Below are 20,233 nucleotides of genomic sequence, written 5' to 3' on the forward strand. Positions count from 1 at the left end.
CCGCGATGACGCGACATCTCGCTGCCACGGACGCGCGGCATGCAACGTTCCACCCCCATGGGATACATGAGAGGGTCCGATGAGAGCGAAGATCTTCACCCGCAGGCGGGCCGCCTTGCTCGCCGCGCTGCCGCTGGTGGCCGGGGCGTGGCTGGCGACCTCGCCCCCGCAGGCGTCGGCGACCGGTGCCTCGACGCCCGACGCGGTGATCGGCTACCTGCACCAGATCAGCGGGAACCATGTGATCAGCGGCGTCCACAACAAGGAACCGCTCAGCCAGCCCTCGGCCTACACGGCCCAGGCCCACTCGATCACCGGGAAGTGGGCCGGGCTGTGGGGCGGGGAGTTCGGCTTCCGGCCGGACGACGTCGCCAATCGTCAGACGATGATCGACCAGGCGAAGACCGAGTGGGCCAACGGCTCACTGATCAACCTGACCTGGCACATGTGCCGGCCCGACGTGGCGACCTGCGACTTCGACACCGGCCCCAACCCCATCAAGGGCAGCCACCTGTCGGACCCGGAGTGGAGCCAACTCGTCACGGACGGCTCGACGCTGAACACCGACTACAAGCGCAGGCTCGACCAAGTGGTGCCGTACGTCCAGCAGTTGAAGGACGCGGGCATCCCCGTGCTGTTCCGTCCGCTGCACGAGATGAACGAGGGCTGGGCCTGGTGGGGCGGCAAGACCGGCGCGGCCGGGAGCGCCCGGCTGTTCCAGATCACCCACGACTACCTGGAGTCCAAGGGCCTGGACAACATCATCTGGGTCTGGAACGTCAAGGACATCGACGGCGGAGCGGCCCACGTGGCCGACTACTACCCGGGTGACGCGTACGTGGACGTCGCCAGCCTCGACCCGTGGGTGCACGGCTCGGCCAGCACCGAGTGGTACCAGGCGATCGTCAACCAGGCCCACGGCAAGCCGGTTTCGCTCGCCGAGGTCGGTACGGTCCCCACGCCCGCGCAGTTGGCGGCCCAGCCGCTGTGGACCTGGTTCATGATCTGGTCCGACTACCTCACCTCGGCCAACACCACCGCCGGTCTCCAGACCACCTTCAACACCTCCCGTGTCCTCAGCCAGGGCCAGTTCACCGTCCCCACCGGCACCCCGCCCACCTCTCCTCCGACCTCGCCGTCCGCTCGTACGGGACCCATCACGGGTGTCGGCGGCAAGTGTGTGGATGTGGCGTCGGCGAGCAGCGCGGACGGCACTCCCGTGCAGCTTTACGACTGCAATGGCACCAACGCGCAGTCGTGGACGGTCGGTTCGGACGGTACGGTCCGGGCGCTGGGCAAGTGCCTGGACGTGACGGGCCAGGGGACGGCGAACGGGACGAAGATCCAGCTCTGGACGTGCAACGGTTCGGGTGCGCAGCAGTGGCAGGCCCAGGCGTCGGGCCAGCTCAGGAATCCTCAGTCGGGCCGTTTCCTCGATGATCCGGGCGGCAGCACGGCCAACGGCACCCAGTTGCAGATCTGGGACTCCAACGCCAACGCCTGGCAGAAGTGGAACCTCCCCGGCGGGGGAGGGACGGCGCCGGATCAGTGCGTGCCCGCGCTTGGCAGCGGGCAGTACAACACGCCGGTGTCGTTCGGCGGCGCGACCTACCAGGTCCTCGTCCATATCCCGGCTCGCGCCCAAGGCGCGCTGCTGCCTCTGGTGCTGGATCTGCACGGCAGCCAGGGCACGGGCGCCGGGCAGCTCGCGTACAGCGACATGGCGCCGACCGCCGACGCGAACGGCTTCGTCGTCGCCGCGCCCACCGGGGTGGTGCCCAGCGGCGGCGGCTTCATCTGGAACGTTCCCTCCGTCACCCCGCAGGGCACCCGCGACGACGTCGGATTCCTGCGCCAGGTGATCGACACGGTCACGGCCTCCGCCTGCGTTGACCCGGCGCGGGTGTACGCGACCGGCTACTCCGGCGGCGGCCGGATGACCTCCGCGCTGGCGTGCGCGCTGGCCGACAAGGTCGCCGCGATCGCCCCGGTGGCGGGCATCCGCGCCGGGCGCCCCGACCCCGCCGACGGCAGCCGGCCCGATGCTGCGTCCTGCGCGCCCGGCAGAGCCGTACCGGTGATCGCCTTCCACGGGCAGCAGGACAACACCAACCCGTACTACGGCGGCGGCGACAGCGCCGCCTGGCACTACTCGGTACCCGTCGCCCAGCAGCGCTGGGCCTCCCTCAACGGCTGCACGACGGGACCGGCCACCACCCAGACCACCGCACACGTCCAGCGGACCGTCTACGGAGGCTGCCGCGACGGCGGGGACGTCGAGCTGTACTCGGTGTCGGACGGCGGTCACACCTGGCCGGGATCACCTCAGGACTCCGCGGGCAACGGTACGACGACGCGGGAGATCAGCGCCGACGCCCTGATGTGGCAGTTCTTCCGCCGGCACCCCATGCCCCTCACGCCGTCAGTTCTCTGACGAACGCGGCCACTTGATCCGTCTCGATGAGGAATCCGTCGTGCCCGTACGGCGATTCGACGATCCGCAGCCGGTCGGAGTGCGGGATGCCCGCCGCCAACTCGGCCTGCTGGGGGAGGGGGTAGAGGCGGTCGGAGTCGACTCCGGCGACCAGGGTCGTGGCGGTCACGCGGCGCAGGGCCGCCGCCGTACCGCCGCGGGATCTGCCGATGTCGTGCGCGTTCATCGCCTCGGTGAGCACGACGTAGCTGGCCGCGTCGAACCGCCGCACCAGCTTGGCGGCGTGGTGGTCGAGATACGACTCGACGGCGTACCGTCCGCCGCGCCAGGGCTCCTCGCCGTCCTGCGCGGAGCGGCCGAAGCGGGACCGCAGTTCGCCCTCGCTGCGGTAGGTGATGTGGGCCAGCCGCCGCGCGAGGCCGAGCCCCGCGTGCGGTCCTCGGCCCGGACCCGCGTCGTGGTAGTCGCCGCCGCGCCAGTGCGGGTCCGAGCGGATGGCGTGCGACTGGACGGCGGCCCAGGCGATCTGCTCGGCGCTCGCCGCGGCGGGGGAGGCGAGCAGCAGCAGGGCGCGGGTGCGGTCGGGGCGACCGACCGCCCACTCCAGGGCGCGCATCCCGCCCATCGACCCGCCGACCACCAGCGCCCAGCTCCCGATGCCCAGCGCGTCGGCCAACTCCGCCTCGGCGGCGACCTGGTCACGCTGCGTCAGAAACGGGAAGGTGCCGCCCCAGCGACGACCGTCGGGACCGTACGAGGACGGACCCGTACTGCCCTGGCAGCCGCCGAGGACGTTCGGCGCGACCACGAACCACCGGTCGGTGTCCAGCGCGCGGCCCGGTCCGATCAGGGCGTCCCACCACCCGGCGGTCGGATGCCCGGGACCCGCCGGGCCCGCCGCATGGCTGTCGCCGGTCAGGGCGTGCAGCACCAGGACCGCGTTGGACGCGTCCGGCGCGAGCCGCCCCCAGGTCTCGAACGCCAGCCGCACGCCGGGCAGTTCGCCGCCCGCCTCCAGGGCCAGCGGCCGGTCGAGGGCGTGCCAGTTCCGGCGCCCCGGCGGGTCCCCCGGCTGCCAGGCGCCCGTGGCGGGCAGCAGGGGGACCCCGGTGGTGGCAGCGGTGTTCAGGACGCGCCCTTCGCCGCGCGGAAGCCCGCCTCCAGGTCGGCCTTGAGGTCGTCGATGTGCTCGATGCCGACCGACAGCCGCACCAGGCCCGGCGAGGTGCCGGTGGCGGCGAGCTGCTCCTCGTCCAACTGGCTGTGCGTGGTGGACGCCGGGTGGATGATCAGGCTCCGCACGTCACCGATGTTGGCGAGGTGGCTGAAGAGCGACACCGCGTCCACGAACCGCTTTCCGGCCTCCGCGCCGTCCCGCAGCTCGAAGGCGAGCACCGCGCCCGCCCCGCGCGGCAGATAGCGCTGGGCCGCGTCGTGCCAGCGGCTGGACGGCAGTCCCGGATAGTGGACGACCGCGACCTCGTCACGCGCCTCCAGCCACTCCGCGAGCGCCTGCGCGTTGGTCGAGTGCCGCTCCAGCCGCAGCGACAGCGTCTCGACGCCCTGGAGCAGCAGGAAGGACGAGTGCGGCGACAGCGCCGGGCCGAGGTCGCGCAGGAGCTGCACGCGCAGCTTCGCCGCGAAGGCGCCGGGGCCGAGCGCGGGCCAGTACTGGAGACCGTGGTAGCTGGGGTCGGGCTCGGTGAAGTCGGGGAACCGCTCGGCGTGCGCCCCGAAGTCGAAGGTCCCGCCGTCCACGACCACGCCCGCGATCGTCGTGCCGTGCCCGCCGAGGAACTTGGTCGCCGAGTGCACCACGATGTCCGCGCCGTGCTCGATCGGCCGCAGCAGGAACGGCGTCGGCACCGTGTTGTCCACGATCAGCGGCAGACCCGCCGCGTGCGCGACGTCGGCGACCGCCCGCACGTCCAGCACATTGCCGCGCGGATTGCCCAGCGTCTCGGCGAACAGCGCCTTCGTCTCCGGCCGGATCGCCGCCCGCCACGCGTCCGCGTCGTCGGGGTCCTCCACGAAGGACACCTCGATGCCGAACTTCGGCAGTGTGTGACGGAAGAGGTTGTACGTGCCGCCGTACAGCGACGCGCTGGAGACGATGTGGTCACCGGAGCGCGCCAGCGTGAGGATCGCCAGCGTCTCCGCGGCCTGCCCCGACGCCAGCGCCACCGCCGCGACACCGCCCTCCAGCGCGGCGACCCGCTGCTCGAAGGCGTCCTGCGTCGGATTGTGGATGCGCGTGTAGATGTTGCCGGGCTCCGCCAGCGAGAACAGGTCGGCGGCGTGCTGCGTGTCGCGGAACACGAACGACGTCGTCTGGTAGATCGGCACCGCCCGCGCGCCGGTCGTCGGGTCGGGCGCGGTGCCCGCGTGCACCTGCTGGGTCTCGAACGACCACCCCGGCAGGTCCCGCGCCGCGGTGTCCTCCGCGGTGGTGCCCGCGGTCACGGAGTCGATGGGCTGGGTCATGGCTCTCCCCTGGGAAATGGCGTACGGCCCTCGGCTCGCGCGGAGCGCGCCGTACGGATGTGCGGATGTGTCCGGCGCGCGGACCGCCGCCGCGACGACCCGTACGGCGGGCGGCGAGGACGGCACCCGGCGGTGGCACGGCGCGGCACGGGAACGCGCCTTGCGTGGTGAAAGGGGGTGATCAGCGGCCGTTGCGGGCGGCAGGACGTCGAGAGCGCGACGTCAGCGCACGGCGGGACAGGCCATGTTCGTGACACGCCCGTAGTCCACGTGGCGGCGCATCACGAGCAGCGGGGTCATGACGCCAGGGAACCACAGCGGCGGCCGGTGTGTCAGCGGACCGGCGCCCTCGACCGGCCGGTGTGACACGTTGTTCATCTTTCTGTCCGCGTTCACCTCTCTGTCCGCCTTTCGACCCGTCCTCCCGAGCCCCTCCGGGACCATGTCGCGCCCGCTTCCGCGTCACCGCCGTGACCGACGGTGTACCGGCCGGGTCCCCAGAGGCGGGCCGGGACCTCGCGGGAGATGATGGGCGGGTCAGGAGGTCCCATATGGATTACCCGGAGATCTACGAGCTGGTGTTCCAGGCCCCCGCGGTGGAGGACGACGTCGTCGTCGTACGCAGGACCGAGAAATCCGGCGCGGGCGGCTACCCGGTCTACGAGGACGAGACCGGGATCGTCCGCGCCGAGATCAGCGCGGACGGCGAGGTGCGGATGATCGCCAGCGGCGGCCACCAGGCCCCCGGCGTCCCCCGCGCGGTCCGCTCCCTCCACCCCTGAGACCCCGGAGCGCGCGAGCCCCCGCGGAGGCGGCGGCGTAGGCCCCGTCCGGGGGTCCCCTACGCCTCCGCCCCGCCCTGCTCCACCAGCGCCCGCTCACGCGCCGAGATCACCGCCGCGGACAGGCTGTCGATGTCGTACGCGCCATGGTGGCGGCGGCCGTTGATGAAGAAGGTCGGGGTGCCCGACACCCCGCTCAGGTCGGCGGACTCCACGTCCTTCGCGATCCGCCGCGCGCCGTGCCGCTTGTGCAGCGACTCCTTGAACAGCGCCACGTCGAGCCCGATCTCCCGCGCGTGGTCCAGCAGATCGCGCACCTTGAGCGCGTCCTGCCGCTCGAAGAGCAGGTCCCGCATCTCCCAGAAGCGGCCCTGCTCGGCGGCGGCCTCCGACGCCTCCGCGGCGAGCTGGGCGTGCGGGTGCACGTCGTTGAGCGGCAGGTGCCGCCACACGTAGCGGACGCTGTCGCCGAAGTCGGCGAGCAGTTCGCGTACGACGGTCTCCGCCTGGCCGCAGAAGGGGCACTCGAAGTCGCCGTACTCCACGATCGTCACCGGCGCGTCCACCGGCCCGCGGACATGGTCGCGGGCCGGGTCGACGGGCTCGACGAGGTCCACGACGGACTCCGCGGTGCCCAGCAGGGCACGCGCCCTGCGCGTCTCCGGCAGCCGCCCGGCGACCAGCGCGACCACCGTCGTGCTGAGCATGGCGAAGACGACCGCGCTGAGCACGCCGATCTTCGCCTGCGCGAGCTGGTCCCCGTCGAAGGCCAGCGTCGCGATCAGCAGCGACACCGTGAAGCCGATACCCGCGATGGAACCGCCGCCCAGCACCGCCGCCCAGCCGACCGACGGCCGCATCCGGCCCCGGCTCAGCCTGGTGGCCAGCGCGGACGCGCCCACGATGCCGATCGGCTTGCCGAGCCCGTACGCCAGCAGGATGCCGAGCGTGATCGGCGAGGTGAAGGCGTCGGCCAGCAGCGAGCCGTTGATCTCGATCCCCGCGTTGGCCAGCGCGAACAGCGGCACGATCACATAGCTGCTCCACGGGTGCCACAGCCGCTGGAGCCGGTCGTTGGGGGAGACCGCGGAGGCCAGGCCCAGCCGCGCCTCGCGCTCCAGCTCCGCGGTCGGCTGCTCGCGGAAGGACCGGAACAGCCCCGTCGCCCGCTCCAGCGCGTCCCGCGACGCCGGGTAGGCGAAGGAGAGCAGGCCCATGATCAGACCGACGACCAGCGGGTCCACCCCGGAATGCAGGAACGCCACCCAGGCGATCACCCCCAGCACCCCGTAGACCGCGCCGCGCCGCACACCGGCGCTGCGGACCGCGTACACCACCAGCAGGACGCCGATCCCGACGATCAGCGGCGTCCACGAGATGTGGTCGCTGTACGCCACCGCGATCACGCCGAGCGCCAGGAAGTCGTCCACGACGGCGACGGTCAGGATGAAGGTGTGCAGCCGTTCGGGGAACCGCGAGCCGAGCAGTGCCAGCATGCCCAGCGCGAAAGCCGTGTCGGTGGACATCGCGGTGCCCCAGCCGTGCACCGAGGACCGGCCCGCGTTCACCATGAGGTAGATCGCGATCGGTACGGCCATGCCGCTGATCCCGGCCAGCATGGGCAGCGGGATACGGCGCCGGTCGCGCAGCTCGCCCATGTCGAACTCGCGCCGCGCCTCCAGGCCGACGACCAGGAAGAACAGCGTCATCAGCCCGCTGTTCACCCATTCCCGCAGGTCCAGGTCGAGCCCGTGGTCCCCGAAGCGGAAGGACAGGTGCGTCGCCCACGCCGACTCGTAGCCGCCGGGCGCGACATTCGCCCAGACCAGCGCCACCAGGGTGGCCGCGAGCAGCACGGCCGCGCTGCCCGTCTCGGTACGGATGTACGCCAACGCGGAGGCGGCCGTCGTACGGTCGCGCTCGGTCCTGCCTGACAAGGGCGCGGTGAAGCCCCGGAACATCCAGCCTCCCAGCAGAGGAACGGTCTTCCCACACCCTGGCACGAGCGGGACCCCGGTGGCGCGTCCAATCGCCATCCACGGATGAGCGGTACGGTGCGGCGTTCCGTATTTGGTACGGACCGGTGACGGACCGGAAGAGGCCGCTGGTGGGAGGATGAATGAGACGGAGATTCCAGGACCGGAACGGACACGAGAAGTGAGGGGCGGCCGGGAATGGCGCAGGACGAAGCCGTGATCGGTTGTACGGGGGAGCTGCTCATCGGCACGCGCGGCCTCGCCGGACCCGGTGAGGTCTACGTGCGGGTCAGAGGAGGCAGCGAGACCTTCCTCGCCTGGTCCGAGGAACCCCTGCCTAAGGGGGCGACCGTGCTGGTGGTGGACTCGCGTGGCACACGCCAGGTGGACGTCATCGAGTGGGCCGACCCGTTGGACGCGCTGGCCGACTGAGCCGGCGCACATGAAGGAGACAAAGGATGTTCGGTTACCGCGTTCCCGCGCCGGACGAGGCGATGTTGATCTCGGGCGGTCGGCGTGGACTGGGGGGTGCGCCGTTCCGTGTGGTCACCGGCCACGGAAAGTTCGTTCTGCCGGTCTTCCGCAAGACCCGGTTCATCACGCTCGCGATGTGCGAGGCGGAAGTCGCCGAGACCTGTGTGACCCGGCAGGGCATCGCGCTGACGGTGAAGGCCGTCATCGCGTTCAAGGTCGGCAACGACCACGAGAGCATTGTCAACGCCGGACAGCGTTTCCTGTCCGACCAGGACCAGATGTCGATTCTGACCGGCCGGATCTTCGCCGGTCACCTGCGGTCGATCATCGGCTCGATGACGGTCGAGGAGATCGTCACCGAGCGGCAGAAACTGGCCTCCGAGGTGCTGGAGACCTCCAAGACGGAGATGGCGAAGATCGGCCTGAGCGTCGACTCGTTGCAGATCCAGTCCATCGACGACGGCGAGACCGGCTACATCGACGCCATGTCGGCGCCGCACAAGGCCGCCATCCAGCGGCAGGCGCAGATCGCGCAGGCCCAGGCCACGCAGGCGTCGGTGGAGGCGCAGCAGATCGCCGCCAGGAACCAGGCGGAGTACGCCCGGCAGACCGCCGTCGTTCAGGCCGAGTACTCGGCGCAGGTCGACCGCGCGCAGGCCGAGGCCGCGCAGGCGGGCCCGCTCGCCCAGGCGCACGCGCAGCAGGAAGTGCTCGCCGCGCAGACCGAACTGGCGCTGCGCGCGGCCGAGTTGCGCCAGCAGCAGCTCGTGGCGGAGATCGTCAAACCCGCTGAGGCGGAGGCCGAGCGGATCAGGGTGCTCGCCGTCGCCGACGCCGAGCGCATGCGCATCCAGGCCGCCGCGGCGGCCTCGCACGACCGGGTGGCGCTCGACCGCATGCTGATCGACCAGCTCCCGCTGATCGTGAAGGAGGCGGCCGGCGGTCTGGCCGGAGCCAATGTCAACGTGCTCAACGGCGCCGACGGGCTCAGCGAGATCGCGGCGGGCCTGGTCAGCCAGGGGCTGACGATCCTCGACTCGGTCCGCAACAACCTCAACGGCGGCGAGGGCGGCTCCGGTTCGGACTCGGACAGCTCGGACCACCTGCCCGCGCTGCGCGGTCTGACGCACCCGGGCGACGGCCGCAACGGCAAGGGGAAGGGCGGCAAGGGCGCGTCGTCCGACGGCCCGATCGACATCGAGTAGGACGCGTACGGCCGCTCCGCCGGGGCGGCCGTACGGCGTGTGCGCACAGCACAGACGGGCGGACCTCCCGTACGGAGGTCCGCCCGCCGCTTTTACGGGTGCGGCGCGGGCCGGGGCTGGGGCCCGCGCCCTCAACCGTTCGTCCTCAGCCCTTCGTCCACAGTCCTTCGTCCGCAGCCCTTCGCCCTCATTCTTTCGCCCGCAGGTCCTTGACCCGCTGGATCTTGCCGACCGAGCGCTCCAGCGTCTCCGGGTCCACGACCCGCACCTCGACGCTCACGCCCACACCGTCCTTGACGCCCTGCGCGATGGCCGCCGCGCCCGCGTCCCGCAGCTCCGTACCGGCCTCGGCCCTGGCCTCGGCGTAGACGGTCATGTGGTCCATCCGGCCGCGCCGGGTCAGCTCGATCCTGAAGTGCGGCGCGACACCGGGCGTCCGCAGCACGATCTCCTCGATCTGGCTCGGGAAGACATTCACCCCGCGCAGGATGATCATGTCGTCGCTGCGGCCGGTGACCTTCTCCATCCGGCGGAAGGCGGGCCGCGCGGTACCGGGCAGCAGCCGCGTCAGGTCGCGGGTGCGGTACCGGATCACCGGCAGCGCCTCCTTGGTGAGCGAGGTGAAGACCAGCTCACCGCTCTCGCCCTGCGGCATGACGTCGTCGGTCAGCGGGTCGACCACCTCCGGATAGAAGTGGTCCTCCCAGATGTGCAGACCGTCCTTGGTCTCCACGCACTCCTGCGCCACGCCGGGGCCGATCACCTCCGACAGGCCGTAGATGTCGACGGCGTCGATGGCGAAGCGCTCCTCGATCTCGCGGCGCATCTGCTCCGTCCACGGCTCCGCGCCGAAGATCCCCACCCGCAGCGAGGTGCCGCGCGGGTCGACGCCCTGCCGCTCGAACTCGTCGAGCAGCGTGAGCATGTACGACGGGGTGACCATGATGATCTCGGGCTCGAAGTCCTGGATGATCTGCACCTGACGGGCCGTCATGCCGCCGGACGCGGGGATGACCGTACAGCCCGCACGCTCTGCGCCGTAGTGCGCGCCCAGGCCCCCGGTGAACAGGCCGTATCCGTAGGCGACATGGACCTTGTCGCCGGGACGGCCGCCCGCCGCGCGGATCGAACGGGCCACCACGTCGGCCCACATCGACAGATCGCCCTCGGTGTAACCCACCACCGTGGGACGACCGGTGGTGCCGCTCGACGCGTGCACCCGGCGCACCTCGGACATCGGCACGGCGAACATCCCGAAGGGGTACGTGTCGCGCAGATCGGCCTTGGTGGTGAAGGGGAAGCGCGCCAGATCCTCCAGCGTCCGGCAGTCGGCGGGTGCGACACCCGCCTCGTCGAACTTCCGCCGGTACAGCTCCACATGGGCATACGCGTGGCGCAACGTCGCCTGGAGTCGCGTGAGCTGAAGGGCCGTCAGCTCCGCGCGGGTCATCCGCTCCGCCGCGTCCGGGGTCTCCCGCGGGGTCGTCCCGCCCAGGTGGCTCACGAGGTCTCCTTCGCGTCGGCGCCGCGCAGCGTACGGCTCCGGCCGCGGAATTCGGCGATCAGCTCGTCGCCGCGCCGCACCTGTACGTCGTAGATCCCGCTGCGGCCGAACCGCGCCCGCTCGCGGGCGGTGGCCAGCAGCGCGTCGCCCTCATGGGCCGGGGCGACGAAGTCGATGTCCGCCGCCGCGGCGACGGTCGCCGCCCCGTCGGTGTTGCAGGCACAGGCGAAGGCGGTGTCGGCCAGCAGGAAGAGATAGCCGCCGTGGGCGGTGCCGTGCCCGTTGACCATCGCGGCGGTGACGACCATCCGCACCACGGCGACGCCCTCACCGAGGTGCAGCAGTTCGATACCGAGCCCGTTCGACGCCCGGTCGGCCGAGAACATCGCCTGCGCCGCCGCGATCCCGGCCCCGTTTTCGGCCCCGTCCGTGGTCCCTCGCGCGGACGTTCGCACCGCGTCCGGGGGCGGACCCGGTGCCGGTCCCGTGTCGAGCCTGGCGTCGCTGCCCTGAGTCACCGCTGCCCACCACCTTGTGGATGCACCGACCGACCATTCGGTTCGGGCGTATGACAGCTAAAAAATCAGCATCGGGAGTGCCTGTCAAGCACAAGGCGGGACGAGCGGCCGGCCGCGGGGGAGAGGCGGCACCGGACGGCCGGGCGCCCGGTCTGCCCGGCCGCCGCGGTCGCTGCGGTCGTCGCGATCACCACGGCCGCCACGTTTCGCCGGGAAAACCGGTACGCCGATCGCCGACCGGCTGCCTACGATCCGGGGATGAGTACACGCACCTTCCGGATCACCGTCCGCGGCGCCTTCGACGCGCTCACCGCGGACCAGCGGACCGCACTCCTCGCGCGGGCGGCGGAGCACGACATCCTGCACGCCGCCTTCACCGCCGAGGGCACCCTGACCTACGACCTCGCGGCCCGTCCCTTCTTCACCTTCCGCTACCTGGACTCGGGCGAGGCGGAGGAGGACATCCTGGAGGCCACGGAGCGCGCCGAGGCCGCCGCCCGCGGCTGGCTGACCGAGCGCGGCTACGGCTGGAAGAACCTCACCTCGAACGCCGAGGACCTGTCGCAGGCCGCCCTCGGCAAGCGCCGCCGCCAGGCCGCGGCCCGCGGCGAGGGCTGACCGCCCGGGCGGGGTCGGCACCGCGACTGCGGGGACTCACCGCGCGGCGACGGACGGGCGGCGCCGGTCGCCCAGGGCCGGTACGAGCGCGACGAGCATCAGGCCCGCGGTGAGCGTGAAGGCGAGCGGATAGCCCGTGGCGGCGGCCAGCGCGCCGTATCCGAGGGCGCCGAAACCCATCCCGGCGTCGTACGCGGAGTTCCACAGCGCGCTGACCGTGCCGTAGCCGGACTCCGGGACGCGCGCGTACATCAGGGCCAGCGTCGCGTTCTGGGCCATGCCGAAGCCGACGCCGAAGAGGGCGACGCCGGTGAGGACCGCGACCGCGCTGCCGGTGAGAGCGGTGAGCAGCAGCCCGGAAGCCGACAGCAGCAGGGCGGGCAGCACGAGGCGCTGCGAGCCGTGCCGGTCGCCGCTGCGTCCGGCGAACCAGTTGGCCGCGGTGGACGCGGCGGGCTGTACGAAGAGGGCCGCGGCGACCAGGCCGGTCGCGCCGGAGGGCACGGCGAGCGGCAGGAAGGTCACGATGATCCCCACGCCGAGCGCGGTGGTCGCGAAGACCGCGGTGGGCCTGGCCAGCGCGCCGGTACGGAATCCGGCCAGCACACCCACCGACGCCTTGTGCCCGTCCCCGGTCGGCGCGTGTCCCGGCAGCGCGGGAACGACCGCGACGGCGGCGAGCGCCAGCAGCCCACCGGCCACGCAGACGGCGGTGTATCCGACATGCGCGGCGAACCACACCCCGAGCGGCAGCGCGATGAACGAGGGCACCCCCTCCATGGCGCCCGCGAGCGCGAGGCCCTCGCCCCGCCGCTCGGCGGGGATGAGCGTCGCGGTCAGCGCGCCGCCCGCAACGATGGTCAGGGCGAAGCCCACGCCCCGGACGAAGCAGACCGCCGCGATCCACGCCATGCCGTCCGACGCGGTCAGCACCAGGGCGGGCGCGCCGAGCAGCACGAGACCGGCCGCCAGCGCCCGCCGGTACCCGTACCGGGCGACGAGCCGAGGCGTGGCCAGCTCGCCGCAGACAGTGGCCAGCATCAGCGTCCCCGACGCCAGCCCCGCCCCGCCACTCGCGCCGGACCGCTCCGCGTACAGCGGCACCACCGACAACAGCAGAAAGAAGCTCGCCGACGCGCCGACGATCGTGGCGCAGCGCAACAGCAACTCCCGCGTCACCAGCGTCGGCCGCACGCCGCCGGACCCGGCCCCTGCCCCCGAGCCGGTCGCCGCCGGACCGCGAGCGGCCGACGAGCAGTCCCGAGCCTGCCCCGAGCCGCCCCCCTGGGCGGGACCCGAGTCCGCCCCTGCCTCCCGGCCTGAAGCGGGCTCCTGGGCGGAGCCCGAAGCCGGATTCGCCTCATTGCCGGAGCCGGGCTCCGGTCCTTGGCCCGTGGCGAGAGCCGTCTCCTCGCCCGAGCCGGGCCTCTCGGCGGGAGCCGAGGTCAGGCCCGGATCCCGGCCCGAGCCGGGCCCCTGGGCAGGACCCGAGTCCAGGCGCGGATCTCGGTCCGAGGCCGAGGCGGGTTCCGGGGCCGGGGTCGGCTCACGGCAGGTGGCGGGCTCCGAGGGGTCGTCGGCATCTGGTTGCGCGGCGGGGTCGGCGGCGTCGGAGGCGCGCGTCGTGGTCGTCATGGCATTGACGCTAGGGGTGCGGCCGGTACCCGGGTAAGCTCCATTTTCATGCCGCTGGAGTGGTCCGGTTTGTCGCCGGAGCTGTTGCTTGTGATCGACCGGGACAGTACGGAACCGCTGCGGTCGCAGCTCGAACGCGGGGTGCGGGACACGATCAGATCCGGCCGGCTCCAGGTCGGCGAGCGACTGCCCTCCTCCCGGGAACTGGCCTCGGCCCTGGGCGTCTCGCGCGGCCTCGTCCAGGACTGCTACGCCCAGCTCCAGTCCGAGGGCTATCTGGTCACGCGGGTCGGCTCCGCGACCCGCGTCGCCGCAGGGGCCTGCGCGCCGCCCGCGCCGCAGCCGAGGAGGCCGCCCGCACCGCGGCTGCTCGCCGACTTCCAGGCGGGCGTCCCCGACCTGGCCGCGTTCCCCGTCGCCGACTGGCTGTGGGCGATGCGCGAGGCGGTCCGCGCCATGCCCGCCTCGGCCCTCGACTACGGCGACCCGCGCGGCCACGCGCTGCTGCGCGAGGTGGTGGCCGGATATCTGCGCCGGGTACGGGCCGCCGCGGCCGACCCGGAACGGACCGTGATCTGCTCCGGGTACGCCCAGGGCCTCGCCCTGACCCTGCGCGCGCTCGCCCGGTCCGGCGTCCGCACCGTGGCGTACGAGGACCCCGGCTCCCACGCCGTGATCGGGCCGGCGGCCGCGGCGGCGGGCCTGACCGCCGTCCCCGTACCCGTCGACGAGCACGGCGTCGACGTGACCGCGCTGGAAGCGACCGGCGCCCGCGCGGTCGTCGTGACCCCCGCCCACCAGTGGCCGACCGGCGTGGTGCTGGCGCCCGAGCGGCGCCTGGCGCTGATCGAGTGGGCGGTGCGCAGGGACGCCGTGGTCGTCGAGGACGACTACGACGCCGAGTTCCGCTACGACCGCGAGCCGGTCGGCGCGCTCCAGGGCCTGGCCGCCGACCGGGTCGTCGCCATCGGCACCGTCAGCAAATCCCTGGTGCCCGCGCTGCGGATCGGCTGGCTGCTCTGCCCGCCCGCGCTCGTCGACGCGATCGTGGCCGACAAGCATCTCAGCGACCGCGGCTCACCCACCCTCGACCAACTGGCCCTGGCCCGGCTGATCGAATCGGGCCGCTTCGACCGCCATCTGCGGCGGATGCGCGGGACCTACGGGGCCCGGTGCGAAGCACTCAAGGCGGCGCTCGCCGCGCACGCGCCCGCCATCCGGCTCAGCGGCCTGGCCGCCGGTTTCCACGCCGTGGCGCACCTCGACGCCGCCGCGCGGCCCGGCGTCACCGAACACTCCGTCATCGCCGCCGCCCGTGGCCGCGCGGTCGGCCTCTACGGCATGAGCGCGTTCCGTTCGACGGGCGCGCAGTCCCCGGCCCAACTCGTCCTGGGATTCGGCAATGTGAACGAGCGCGCCGTCACGGAAGGGATCGCCGCGGTCGCCGACCTGCTCGCATGAGCCGGTGCCGGGCCGGTCGGCCGGGTCGAAGTCCGCGACGGCGTCACGTACCTGAATCCCGGTCAGGTCAAGGTCCGCGCGCGACCCCTTGACGCGCCGCGTCCGGAGCAACACTCTTACTCCTCAAGCAGGTTAGGAACCTTTCCTAACTATCGCGACGACCCTCTCCTGCCCGGTGCGCGCTCCCGTGCCCGGCGCCGTACCCCACAACCGACGAGGAGTTGGAAGATGCCACGACCCGTGAAGACGAGGACGAGGAGGCTGGCGGCCTGTACGGTCGCCGCCTGCGCGTCCTTCGGCCTGCTGGCGACCGCGGGCGGCGGAACGGCCGACGCCGCCACCGCCCCGGCGCACCCGTTCCCCGCGCACACCGCGTACAAGGTGGGCGTGCTGCCCTCCGCGACGCAGACCACCCGCGACGCGGCGGTGAAGAAGGCGTACGACTCCTGGAAGAGCGCCTACCTGGTCAAGGGCTGCGCCTCCAACGAGTACTACGTCTCGACCAAGGGCGACGACGACGCCCCGCACAACGGCACGGTCTCCGAGGCCCAGGGCTACGGCATGAACATCGTGCCCCTGATGGCCGGTTACGACAGCGACGCCAAGGCCGAGTTCGACGGCCTGTGGCAGCTCGTCAAGGACCACAAGGACGCCAGCGGCCTCATGCAGTGGCAACTCGACGGCAAGACCTGCAAGTACACCGACAGCGGCACCCCGGACTCGGCCACCGACGGCGACCTCGACATCGGCTACGGCCTGATCCTCGCCGACAAGCAGTGGGGCGGTTACACCGCGGACGCCAAGGCGTGGCTCGCCTCCTTCTACGCCCACGACGTCGCGCCCGACGGCCACCTCAAGTGCGAGGACGACGGCCCCACCACGGACACCCGGCCGTCCGACATGATGCTCGACCACCTGCGCGCCTTCGCCGCCTACGACACCGCGCACGACTGGAACAAGGTCGTCACCCGCACCGAGGCCGTGATCAGCGAGTTCACCGCGGGCTACTCCTCGTCCGCCGGACTGCTCTCCGACTTCGTCGTCAACGCCAACACCACCAGCCCCAAGCCGGCCCCCGCCGACTACCAGGAGGACCAGCCGGACAACATCGTCGGCTACAACTCCCTGCGCGTGCCCTGGCACTTGGGCACCGACGCCCTGGTCAACGGCTCCTCGACCGCCGCCGTCGCCTACGGCGCGGCGAAGAAGGAGTCCGCCTGCCTGAAGTCGCTGTCCGGCGGCAACCCGGCCAAGGTCCAGCCGCACATCAAGCTCAACTGCGCCAACGGCAACGTCTCGGGCGACACCGAGGCGGAGGAGGCCGGGGACTCGGCCGGTCCCGCCGCCATGGCCTCGGGCGACCAGGCGTGGACCGACGCGATCTGGAAGCAGCTCGCCTCCAACCCCTTCGAGGACGCCTACTACGGCGAGACCATCAAGATGCTCGTGTACATCGTGATGGCGGGCGACTACTGGAGCCCGGCCGCATGAGCCGCCTCCGTACCCCGCGCGGCGCGGCCGTCCTGTGCGCCCTCGTCCTGGCCGTCATGGCCGCGCTCGTCGGCGCGACCCCGTACGCCTCGGCCGCCCCGAAGTCCCCCGCGGCGGCGGCCTCCACCGACCGGCAGGCGTTCCTCACCTTCTACGGCTGGTACGACAACACCCCGCCCGGCGGCGACATCTCCTACCCCGGCCTGCACGACACGGCCGGCGGCACCGGGACCTACGCCGACCCGATCACCTTCGCCTCGTCCACCAAGGAGATACCGGCGGGCACGCGGATCTGGGTGCCAAGGGTCGGCAAGTACTTCGTCATGGAGGACTCCTGCGAGGAGTGCGGCGCCGACTGGAGCGGCCACGGCCCCAACGGCGGCCCGAATCTGTACCACTTCGACCTCTGGCTCGGCGGCCAGGGCGGCAACGCCTTCGACGCCATCGACTGCGAGGACGCGCTGACCCACTACAACGACGACAGCACGCCGGTGCTCGAATCCGTCGTCGTGGACCCGCCGTCCAACGAGCCGTACGACGCCACGCCCGTCTTCAACACCAAGACCGGCGCCTGTTACGGCGGAGCCCGGCCGACCACCACCGTCGGCCAGTACAAGAACGTCTCCACCGGGCAGTGCCTGGACAATCCGGGGAACAGCTCGGCCAGCGGCACCAAGCTGGACACGGCGGCCTGCACCGGCTCCGCAGCGCAGGCGTTCACCTTCCACGGCGCCTTCCTGATCAGCAACAATCTCTGCGCGACCCTGTCCGGCTCGTCGATCACACTCAGGGCCTGCGACGGCGGCCCGAACCAGCAGTGGTCGGTCAACCCGAATCTCACCGTCTCCGACATCCAGACCGGGCAGAAGTGCTTCCGGGCGAGCGGCTCGACGCTCACCGCCGGAAGCTGCTCCGGGGCCGCGAGCCAGTGGAACTTCACCCCCTCCGGCGGCACGGGACCGCCACCGGGCGGCGGTGACACCCTGCTCTCGCAGGGCAGGTCCGCCACCGCCTCCTCCACCGAATCCACCGCCTACCCCGCGAGCAAGGCGGTCGACGGCGACCTCACCTCCACCCGCTGGGCCAGCAAGGAAGGCTCCGACCCGCAGTGGATTCGGGTCGACCTGGGCACGAGCGCGCACATCAGCCGGGTGAAGCTGAGCTGGGAGGCCGCCTACGCCAAGAGCTACACCGTCCAGACCTCCCCGGACGGCGCCGCCTGGACCACGGTCTACTCCACCACGGCGGGCAAGGGCGGCACCGAGGACCTGACCGGCCTCACCGGCACCGGCCGCTACGTCCGCGTCAACGGCACGGCGCGCGGTACGGCGTACGGCTACTCGCTCTACGAGGTCCAGGTGTACGGCGCCACGCCCTGACCCCCGGTCACGGCGCCACCTCCTGATCCTGCTCGTCTCGACGGCCCCGCCGGCGGCCGGCGGCCACCGCGCCGTCGGCCGCTGCCGTGTCCGCCACCTCCTCGCCGACCGCCGTGTCTGCCGTCCCTGCCGTGTTCTCGGCGTTCCTGGTGTCCTCCGGGCGCTCGTCCTGGTCGATCGAACGGATGCCGGGCACCGGCGACGGCAGCAGCCACAGCACGGACAGCGCCCCGCCGACCGCCGCGACCAGCAGGGTCGTACGCAGCCCGAGGAAGGTCGCGAGCACGCCGCCGACGACCGCGCCGAGCGGACGGATGCCGTAGTTGACCGTGGCGTACGCGCCGGAGACCCGGCTGCGCATCCCGTCGGGGATCACGGACGCCTGAAGGGAGTTGAGGTTGACGTCGAAGAGCATGACACCGAGGCCGGAAAGGAACTCGGTGCCGGTCAGCGCCACGGCGCCGACCCACGGCGGCCCGTCGGCGACCGCCACCAGCGCGATCGGCGCGGGGAAGAGCACCGCGCCGATCGCGATGCTGCGCCCCATCCCGATCCACCGCGAGATCCGCGGCGCCAGGACCGCGCCGAGCAGCGCGCCCGTGGAACCGATGCCGAAGGCCAGGCCGATGAAGCCCGCCGACAGACCGAGGCTCCTGGTGGCGAAGAGCACCATCAGACCGCTGCCGGAGACGAAGGTGAAGAAGTTGACGGTGGTCGAGGTGCCGAGCCCGGCCCGCAGCACCGGGTGCCGTACGACGAACGCCAGCCCCTCCTTCGCCCGCCGCAGCAGCGGCGCGTCCCGCCCGCCCGCGGCGACCGGCGGCTCGTCGATCCTGATCCGCCCGATCAGCACGGCCGAGGCGAGGAAGGACAGCGCGTCGACCACGACGGCCACCGGCGCGGTCAGCGCCTGCACGAGCGCGCCGCCCACGGCAGGACCCGCGACATACGACGCGGACCGGCTCGCGCTGAGCTTGCTGTTCGCGTCCACATACGACGAGCGCGGCACGAGGTGCGCGAAGAACGGGGGATAGGAGGTGTTGAACAGCACCTCGGCGGCGCCGATCAGCAGCGCCACCGCGTAGAGCTGACCGAGCGTCACCGCCCCCGCCAGGTACGCGACGGGCAGCGACAGCAGCACCCCGGCGCGGATCAGATCCGCGGCCACCATCAGGCCGCGCTTGCGGGCCTGGTGGTCGACCCACGCGCCCAGGACGATCGCCAGCAGATTCGGTGTCCAGATCAGCGCGGTCAGCCACGCCACCTGGTTGGCGGAGGCGTGCAGCGCGCTCACCGCGATCAGCGGCAGGGCCAGTTCGCTGATCCGGTCGCCGAACTGCGAGACGCTCTGGCCGGCCCAGAAGCGGACGAAGCGGCGGTCGCGTGCCACGGATATCGGGGGCGGTCGCGTCGCTGCGGCGGTCACCGGGTGCCGCCGCCGTCCTTACGCGCGGCCGTACGCGTACCGGTATCCGTATACGAGTCCGAGTCCGCGCCCGATTCCGTGCCCGGTGCGCGGCCCTGTGCCTCAACCTCAGCCGGACCTTCACCCTCACCTTGAGGTTCACCTTCAGGGAGCGTGTAGCGCAGCAGGCGTACGGAGCGGGCGGCGGCCGGGCGGTCCGCCGCGTCCCGCGTCACATAGGGCGCGAGCACGCGCTCGATCCCGTCCTCGATGGCGGCGGCCTCCTCGGGCGTCACCATGACGCGCGTGTTGGCGAGTCCCGAGAGCCGCCGCCACGCGGGATCGAGGCCGGGCTCCACGGTGGCCGCCCAGCGGGCCGGCAGATCGGCGGAGCGCAGGAACATCTCACGCGAGAGCAGCCGCGCCGCCGAGCGGCCCTCCTCGTCCCCGTCGTCCTCCGGCACCTCGAAGCGGAAGCCGCGCGCGACCGCCTGCCACCGCCGCTCACGCCGGTCCCGTCGCCCGTCGCCCCCGGCGTCGGGATCGGGGTCCGCGTCCCGGACGAGCCCGAAGCCCGCGAGATGGCGCAGATGCCAGCTCGTCACCGAAGGGGTCGCCCCGACGCGGGGTGCGAGCACGGTGGCCGTCGCGGGCCCGTTGCGTTGCAGGTGCTCCAGGATCGCCAACCGCACCGGATGCGCGAGCGCGCGCATCGCCTTGGGGTCGGTGATCTCGATGTCTCCCAAACGGTTACCCGGTTCCATGGCGTGAGAGTGTCCTCTCACAATGTATGAGAGTCAACTCTCACGCTTTTCGCGCTGCTTGTGGCGGCCCGCGGCGAGGTCCGCCGCGCGGGGGACATGCCGG

Annotated in this window: 17 protein-coding genes; 8 read left to right on the top strand and 9 right to left on the bottom strand. The window is 72.3% G+C overall.

Features of this window, described 5'->3' with window-relative positions:
- Window positions 1–79 precede the first annotated feature (79 nt).
- A complete protein-coding gene (locus tag ACZ4EF_RS13305; RefSeq protein WP_467504358.1) occupies window positions 80–2,434 on the top strand; it encodes an extracellular catalytic domain type 1 short-chain-length polyhydroxyalkanoate depolymerase in 2,355 nt (784 codons plus the stop codon).
- Here ACZ4EF_RS13305 and metX read toward each other — a convergent pair.
- From metX to ACZ4EF_RS13320, 3 genes are all read right to left on the bottom strand, one after another.
- Window positions 2,415–3,563 carry a homoserine O-acetyltransferase MetX gene (metX, locus tag ACZ4EF_RS13310; protein ID WP_467504456.1) on the bottom strand — a complete coding sequence of 383 codons (1,149 nt, stop codon included), beginning with the start codon at window positions 3,561–3,563 and terminating at the stop codon, window positions 2,415–2,417. The genes ACZ4EF_RS13305 and metX overlap by 20 nt on opposite strands.
- On the bottom strand, window positions 3,560–4,918 hold the full coding sequence (locus tag ACZ4EF_RS13315) for a bifunctional o-acetylhomoserine/o-acetylserine sulfhydrylase (protein ID WP_391118130.1): 1,359 nt from the start codon (window positions 4,916–4,918) through the stop codon (window positions 3,560–3,562). The genes metX and ACZ4EF_RS13315 overlap by 4 nt, the downstream gene beginning before the upstream one ends.
- A 222-nt stretch (window positions 4,919–5,140) precedes the next feature.
- The gene (locus ACZ4EF_RS13320) at window positions 5,141–5,296 is read right to left on the bottom strand and encodes a hypothetical protein (protein ID WP_355340870.1); all 156 of its coding nucleotides are present in this window, start codon (window positions 5,294–5,296) and stop codon (window positions 5,141–5,143) included.
- A gap of 173 nt (window positions 5,297–5,469) precedes the next feature.
- On the opposite strand from ACZ4EF_RS13320, the gene ACZ4EF_RS13325 reads away from it, so the two are divergent.
- Window positions 5,470–5,700, top strand: coding sequence for a DUF6296 family protein (locus tag ACZ4EF_RS13325; protein ID WP_355340867.1), 231 nt, complete (start codon window positions 5,470–5,472; stop codon window positions 5,698–5,700).
- Between the two features lie 59 nt (window positions 5,701–5,759).
- On the opposite strand, the gene nhaA is transcribed toward ACZ4EF_RS13325, so the two are convergent.
- Entirely contained in the window at window positions 5,760–7,661 is a 1,902-nt protein-coding gene (gene nhaA, locus ACZ4EF_RS13330) for a Na+/H+ antiporter NhaA (RefSeq protein ID WP_355340864.1), read from the bottom strand.
- 213 nt (window positions 7,662–7,874) lie between these two features.
- Here nhaA and ACZ4EF_RS13335 point away from each other — a divergent pair, with 213 nt between their 5' ends.
- Together ACZ4EF_RS13335 and ACZ4EF_RS13340 are read left to right on the top strand one after the other, a co-directional pair.
- The gene (locus ACZ4EF_RS13335) at window positions 7,875–8,108 is read left to right on the top strand and encodes a hypothetical protein (protein WP_188285579.1); all 234 of its coding nucleotides are present in this window, start codon (window positions 7,875–7,877) and stop codon (window positions 8,106–8,108) included.
- Window positions 8,109–8,134: 26 nt separating this feature from the next.
- Window positions 8,135–9,355, top strand: a complete 1,221-nt coding sequence (locus tag ACZ4EF_RS13340; protein WP_467504362.1) for a flotillin family protein — start codon at window positions 8,135–8,137, stop codon at window positions 9,353–9,355.
- 187 nt (window positions 9,356–9,542) lie between these two features.
- On the opposite strand, the gene paaK is transcribed toward ACZ4EF_RS13340, so the two are convergent.
- A complete protein-coding gene (gene paaK / locus ACZ4EF_RS13345) occupies window positions 9,543–10,805 on the bottom strand; it encodes a phenylacetate--CoA ligase PaaK (RefSeq protein ID WP_467504458.1) in 1,263 nt (420 codons plus the stop codon).
- Between the two features lie 50 nt (window positions 10,806–10,855).
- Window positions 10,856–11,245 carry a hydroxyphenylacetyl-CoA thioesterase PaaI gene (gene paaI, locus ACZ4EF_RS13350; RefSeq protein WP_402712128.1) on the bottom strand — a complete coding sequence of 130 codons (390 nt, stop codon included), beginning with the start codon at window positions 11,243–11,245 and terminating at the stop codon, window positions 10,856–10,858.
- A gap of 390 nt (window positions 11,246–11,635) precedes the next feature.
- On the opposite strand from paaI, the gene ACZ4EF_RS13355 reads away from it, so the two are divergent.
- Window positions 11,636–11,995 (top strand): DUF6204 family protein, encoded by a 360-nt coding sequence (locus tag ACZ4EF_RS13355; RefSeq protein ID WP_355340856.1) that lies wholly within the window; start codon window positions 11,636–11,638, stop codon window positions 11,993–11,995.
- 36 nt (window positions 11,996–12,031) lie between these two features.
- Here the strand turns inward: ACZ4EF_RS13355 and ACZ4EF_RS13360 are convergent, their stop codons facing one another.
- A complete protein-coding gene (locus ACZ4EF_RS13360) occupies window positions 12,032–13,630 on the bottom strand; it encodes an MFS transporter (protein WP_467504364.1) in 1,599 nt (532 codons plus the stop codon).
- A gap of 48 nt (window positions 13,631–13,678) precedes the next feature.
- Here ACZ4EF_RS13360 and pdxR point away from each other — a divergent pair, with 48 nt between their 5' ends.
- The 3 genes from pdxR (at window position 13,679) to ACZ4EF_RS13375 (ending at window position 17,961) form a co-directional block, all read left to right on the top strand.
- Window positions 13,679–15,091, top strand: a complete 1,413-nt coding sequence (pdxR, locus tag ACZ4EF_RS13365; RefSeq protein ID WP_355340850.1) for a MocR-like pyridoxine biosynthesis transcription factor PdxR — start codon at window positions 13,679–13,681, stop codon at window positions 15,089–15,091.
- 228 nt (window positions 15,092–15,319) lie between these two features.
- Window positions 15,320–16,582 carry a glycosyl hydrolase family 8 gene (locus ACZ4EF_RS13370; protein ID WP_467504366.1) on the top strand — a complete coding sequence of 421 codons (1,263 nt, stop codon included), beginning with the start codon at window positions 15,320–15,322 and terminating at the stop codon, window positions 16,580–16,582.
- Entirely contained in the window at window positions 16,579–17,961 is a 1,383-nt protein-coding gene (locus ACZ4EF_RS13375; RefSeq protein WP_391161895.1) for a discoidin domain-containing protein, read from the top strand. Before ACZ4EF_RS13370 ends, ACZ4EF_RS13375 begins: the two co-directional genes overlap by 4 nt.
- A gap of 7 nt (window positions 17,962–17,968) precedes the next feature.
- Here ACZ4EF_RS13375 and ACZ4EF_RS13380 read toward each other — a convergent pair whose 3' ends face one another.
- Entirely contained in the window at window positions 17,969–19,351 is a 1,383-nt protein-coding gene (locus ACZ4EF_RS13380; protein WP_401722155.1) for an MFS transporter, read from the bottom strand.
- 32 nt (window positions 19,352–19,383) lie between these two features.
- A complete protein-coding gene (locus tag ACZ4EF_RS13385) occupies window positions 19,384–20,130 on the bottom strand; it encodes an ArsR/SmtB family transcription factor (protein WP_467504369.1) in 747 nt (248 codons plus the stop codon).
- Window positions 20,131–20,233: the final 103 nt, after the last annotated feature.

It is taken from the genome of Streptomyces sp. NPDC025721, assembly GCF_055558595.1.

Excerpts from the sequence above, each read along its gene's own strand:
- ACZ4EF_RS13305 (WP_467504358.1), top strand. The coding sequence starts at position 80 with ATGAGAGCGAAGATCTTCACCCGCAGGCGGGCCGCCTTGCTCGCCGCG.
- ACZ4EF_RS13315 (WP_391118130.1), bottom strand. The coding sequence starts at position 4,918 with ATGACCCAGCCCATCGACTCCGTGACCGCGGGCACCACCGCGGAGGAC.
- ACZ4EF_RS13320 (WP_355340870.1), bottom strand. The coding sequence starts at position 5,296 with ATGAACAACGTGTCACACCGGCCGGTCGAGGGCGCCGGTCCGCTGACA.
- ACZ4EF_RS13325 (WP_355340867.1), top strand. The coding sequence starts at position 5,470 with ATGGATTACCCGGAGATCTACGAGCTGGTGTTCCAGGCCCCCGCGGTG.
- nhaA (WP_355340864.1), bottom strand. The coding sequence starts at position 7,661 with ATGTTCCGGGGCTTCACCGCGCCCTTGTCAGGCAGGACCGAGCGCGAC.
- ACZ4EF_RS13335 (WP_188285579.1), top strand. The coding sequence starts at position 7,875 with ATGGCGCAGGACGAAGCCGTGATCGGTTGTACGGGGGAGCTGCTCATC.
- ACZ4EF_RS13340 (WP_467504362.1), top strand. The coding sequence starts at position 8,135 with ATGTTCGGTTACCGCGTTCCCGCGCCGGACGAGGCGATGTTGATCTCG.
- paaK (WP_467504458.1), bottom strand. The coding sequence starts at position 10,805 with ATGACCCGCGCGGAGCTGACGGCCCTTCAGCTCACGCGACTCCAGGCG.
- paaI (WP_402712128.1), bottom strand. The coding sequence starts at position 11,245 with ATGTTCTCGGCCGACCGGGCGTCGAACGGGCTCGGTATCGAACTGCTG.
- ACZ4EF_RS13355 (WP_355340856.1), top strand. The coding sequence starts at position 11,636 with ATGAGTACACGCACCTTCCGGATCACCGTCCGCGGCGCCTTCGACGCG.
- ACZ4EF_RS13360 (WP_467504364.1), bottom strand. The coding sequence starts at position 13,630 with ATGACGACCACGACGCGCGCCTCCGACGCCGCCGACCCCGCCGCGCAA.
- pdxR (WP_355340850.1), top strand. The coding sequence starts at position 13,679 with ATGCCGCTGGAGTGGTCCGGTTTGTCGCCGGAGCTGTTGCTTGTGATC.
- ACZ4EF_RS13370 (WP_467504366.1), top strand. The coding sequence starts at position 15,320 with ATGCCACGACCCGTGAAGACGAGGACGAGGAGGCTGGCGGCCTGTACG.
- ACZ4EF_RS13375 (WP_391161895.1), top strand. The coding sequence starts at position 16,579 with ATGAGCCGCCTCCGTACCCCGCGCGGCGCGGCCGTCCTGTGCGCCCTC.
- ACZ4EF_RS13385 (WP_467504369.1), bottom strand. The coding sequence starts at position 20,130 with ATGGAACCGGGTAACCGTTTGGGAGACATCGAGATCACCGACCCCAAG.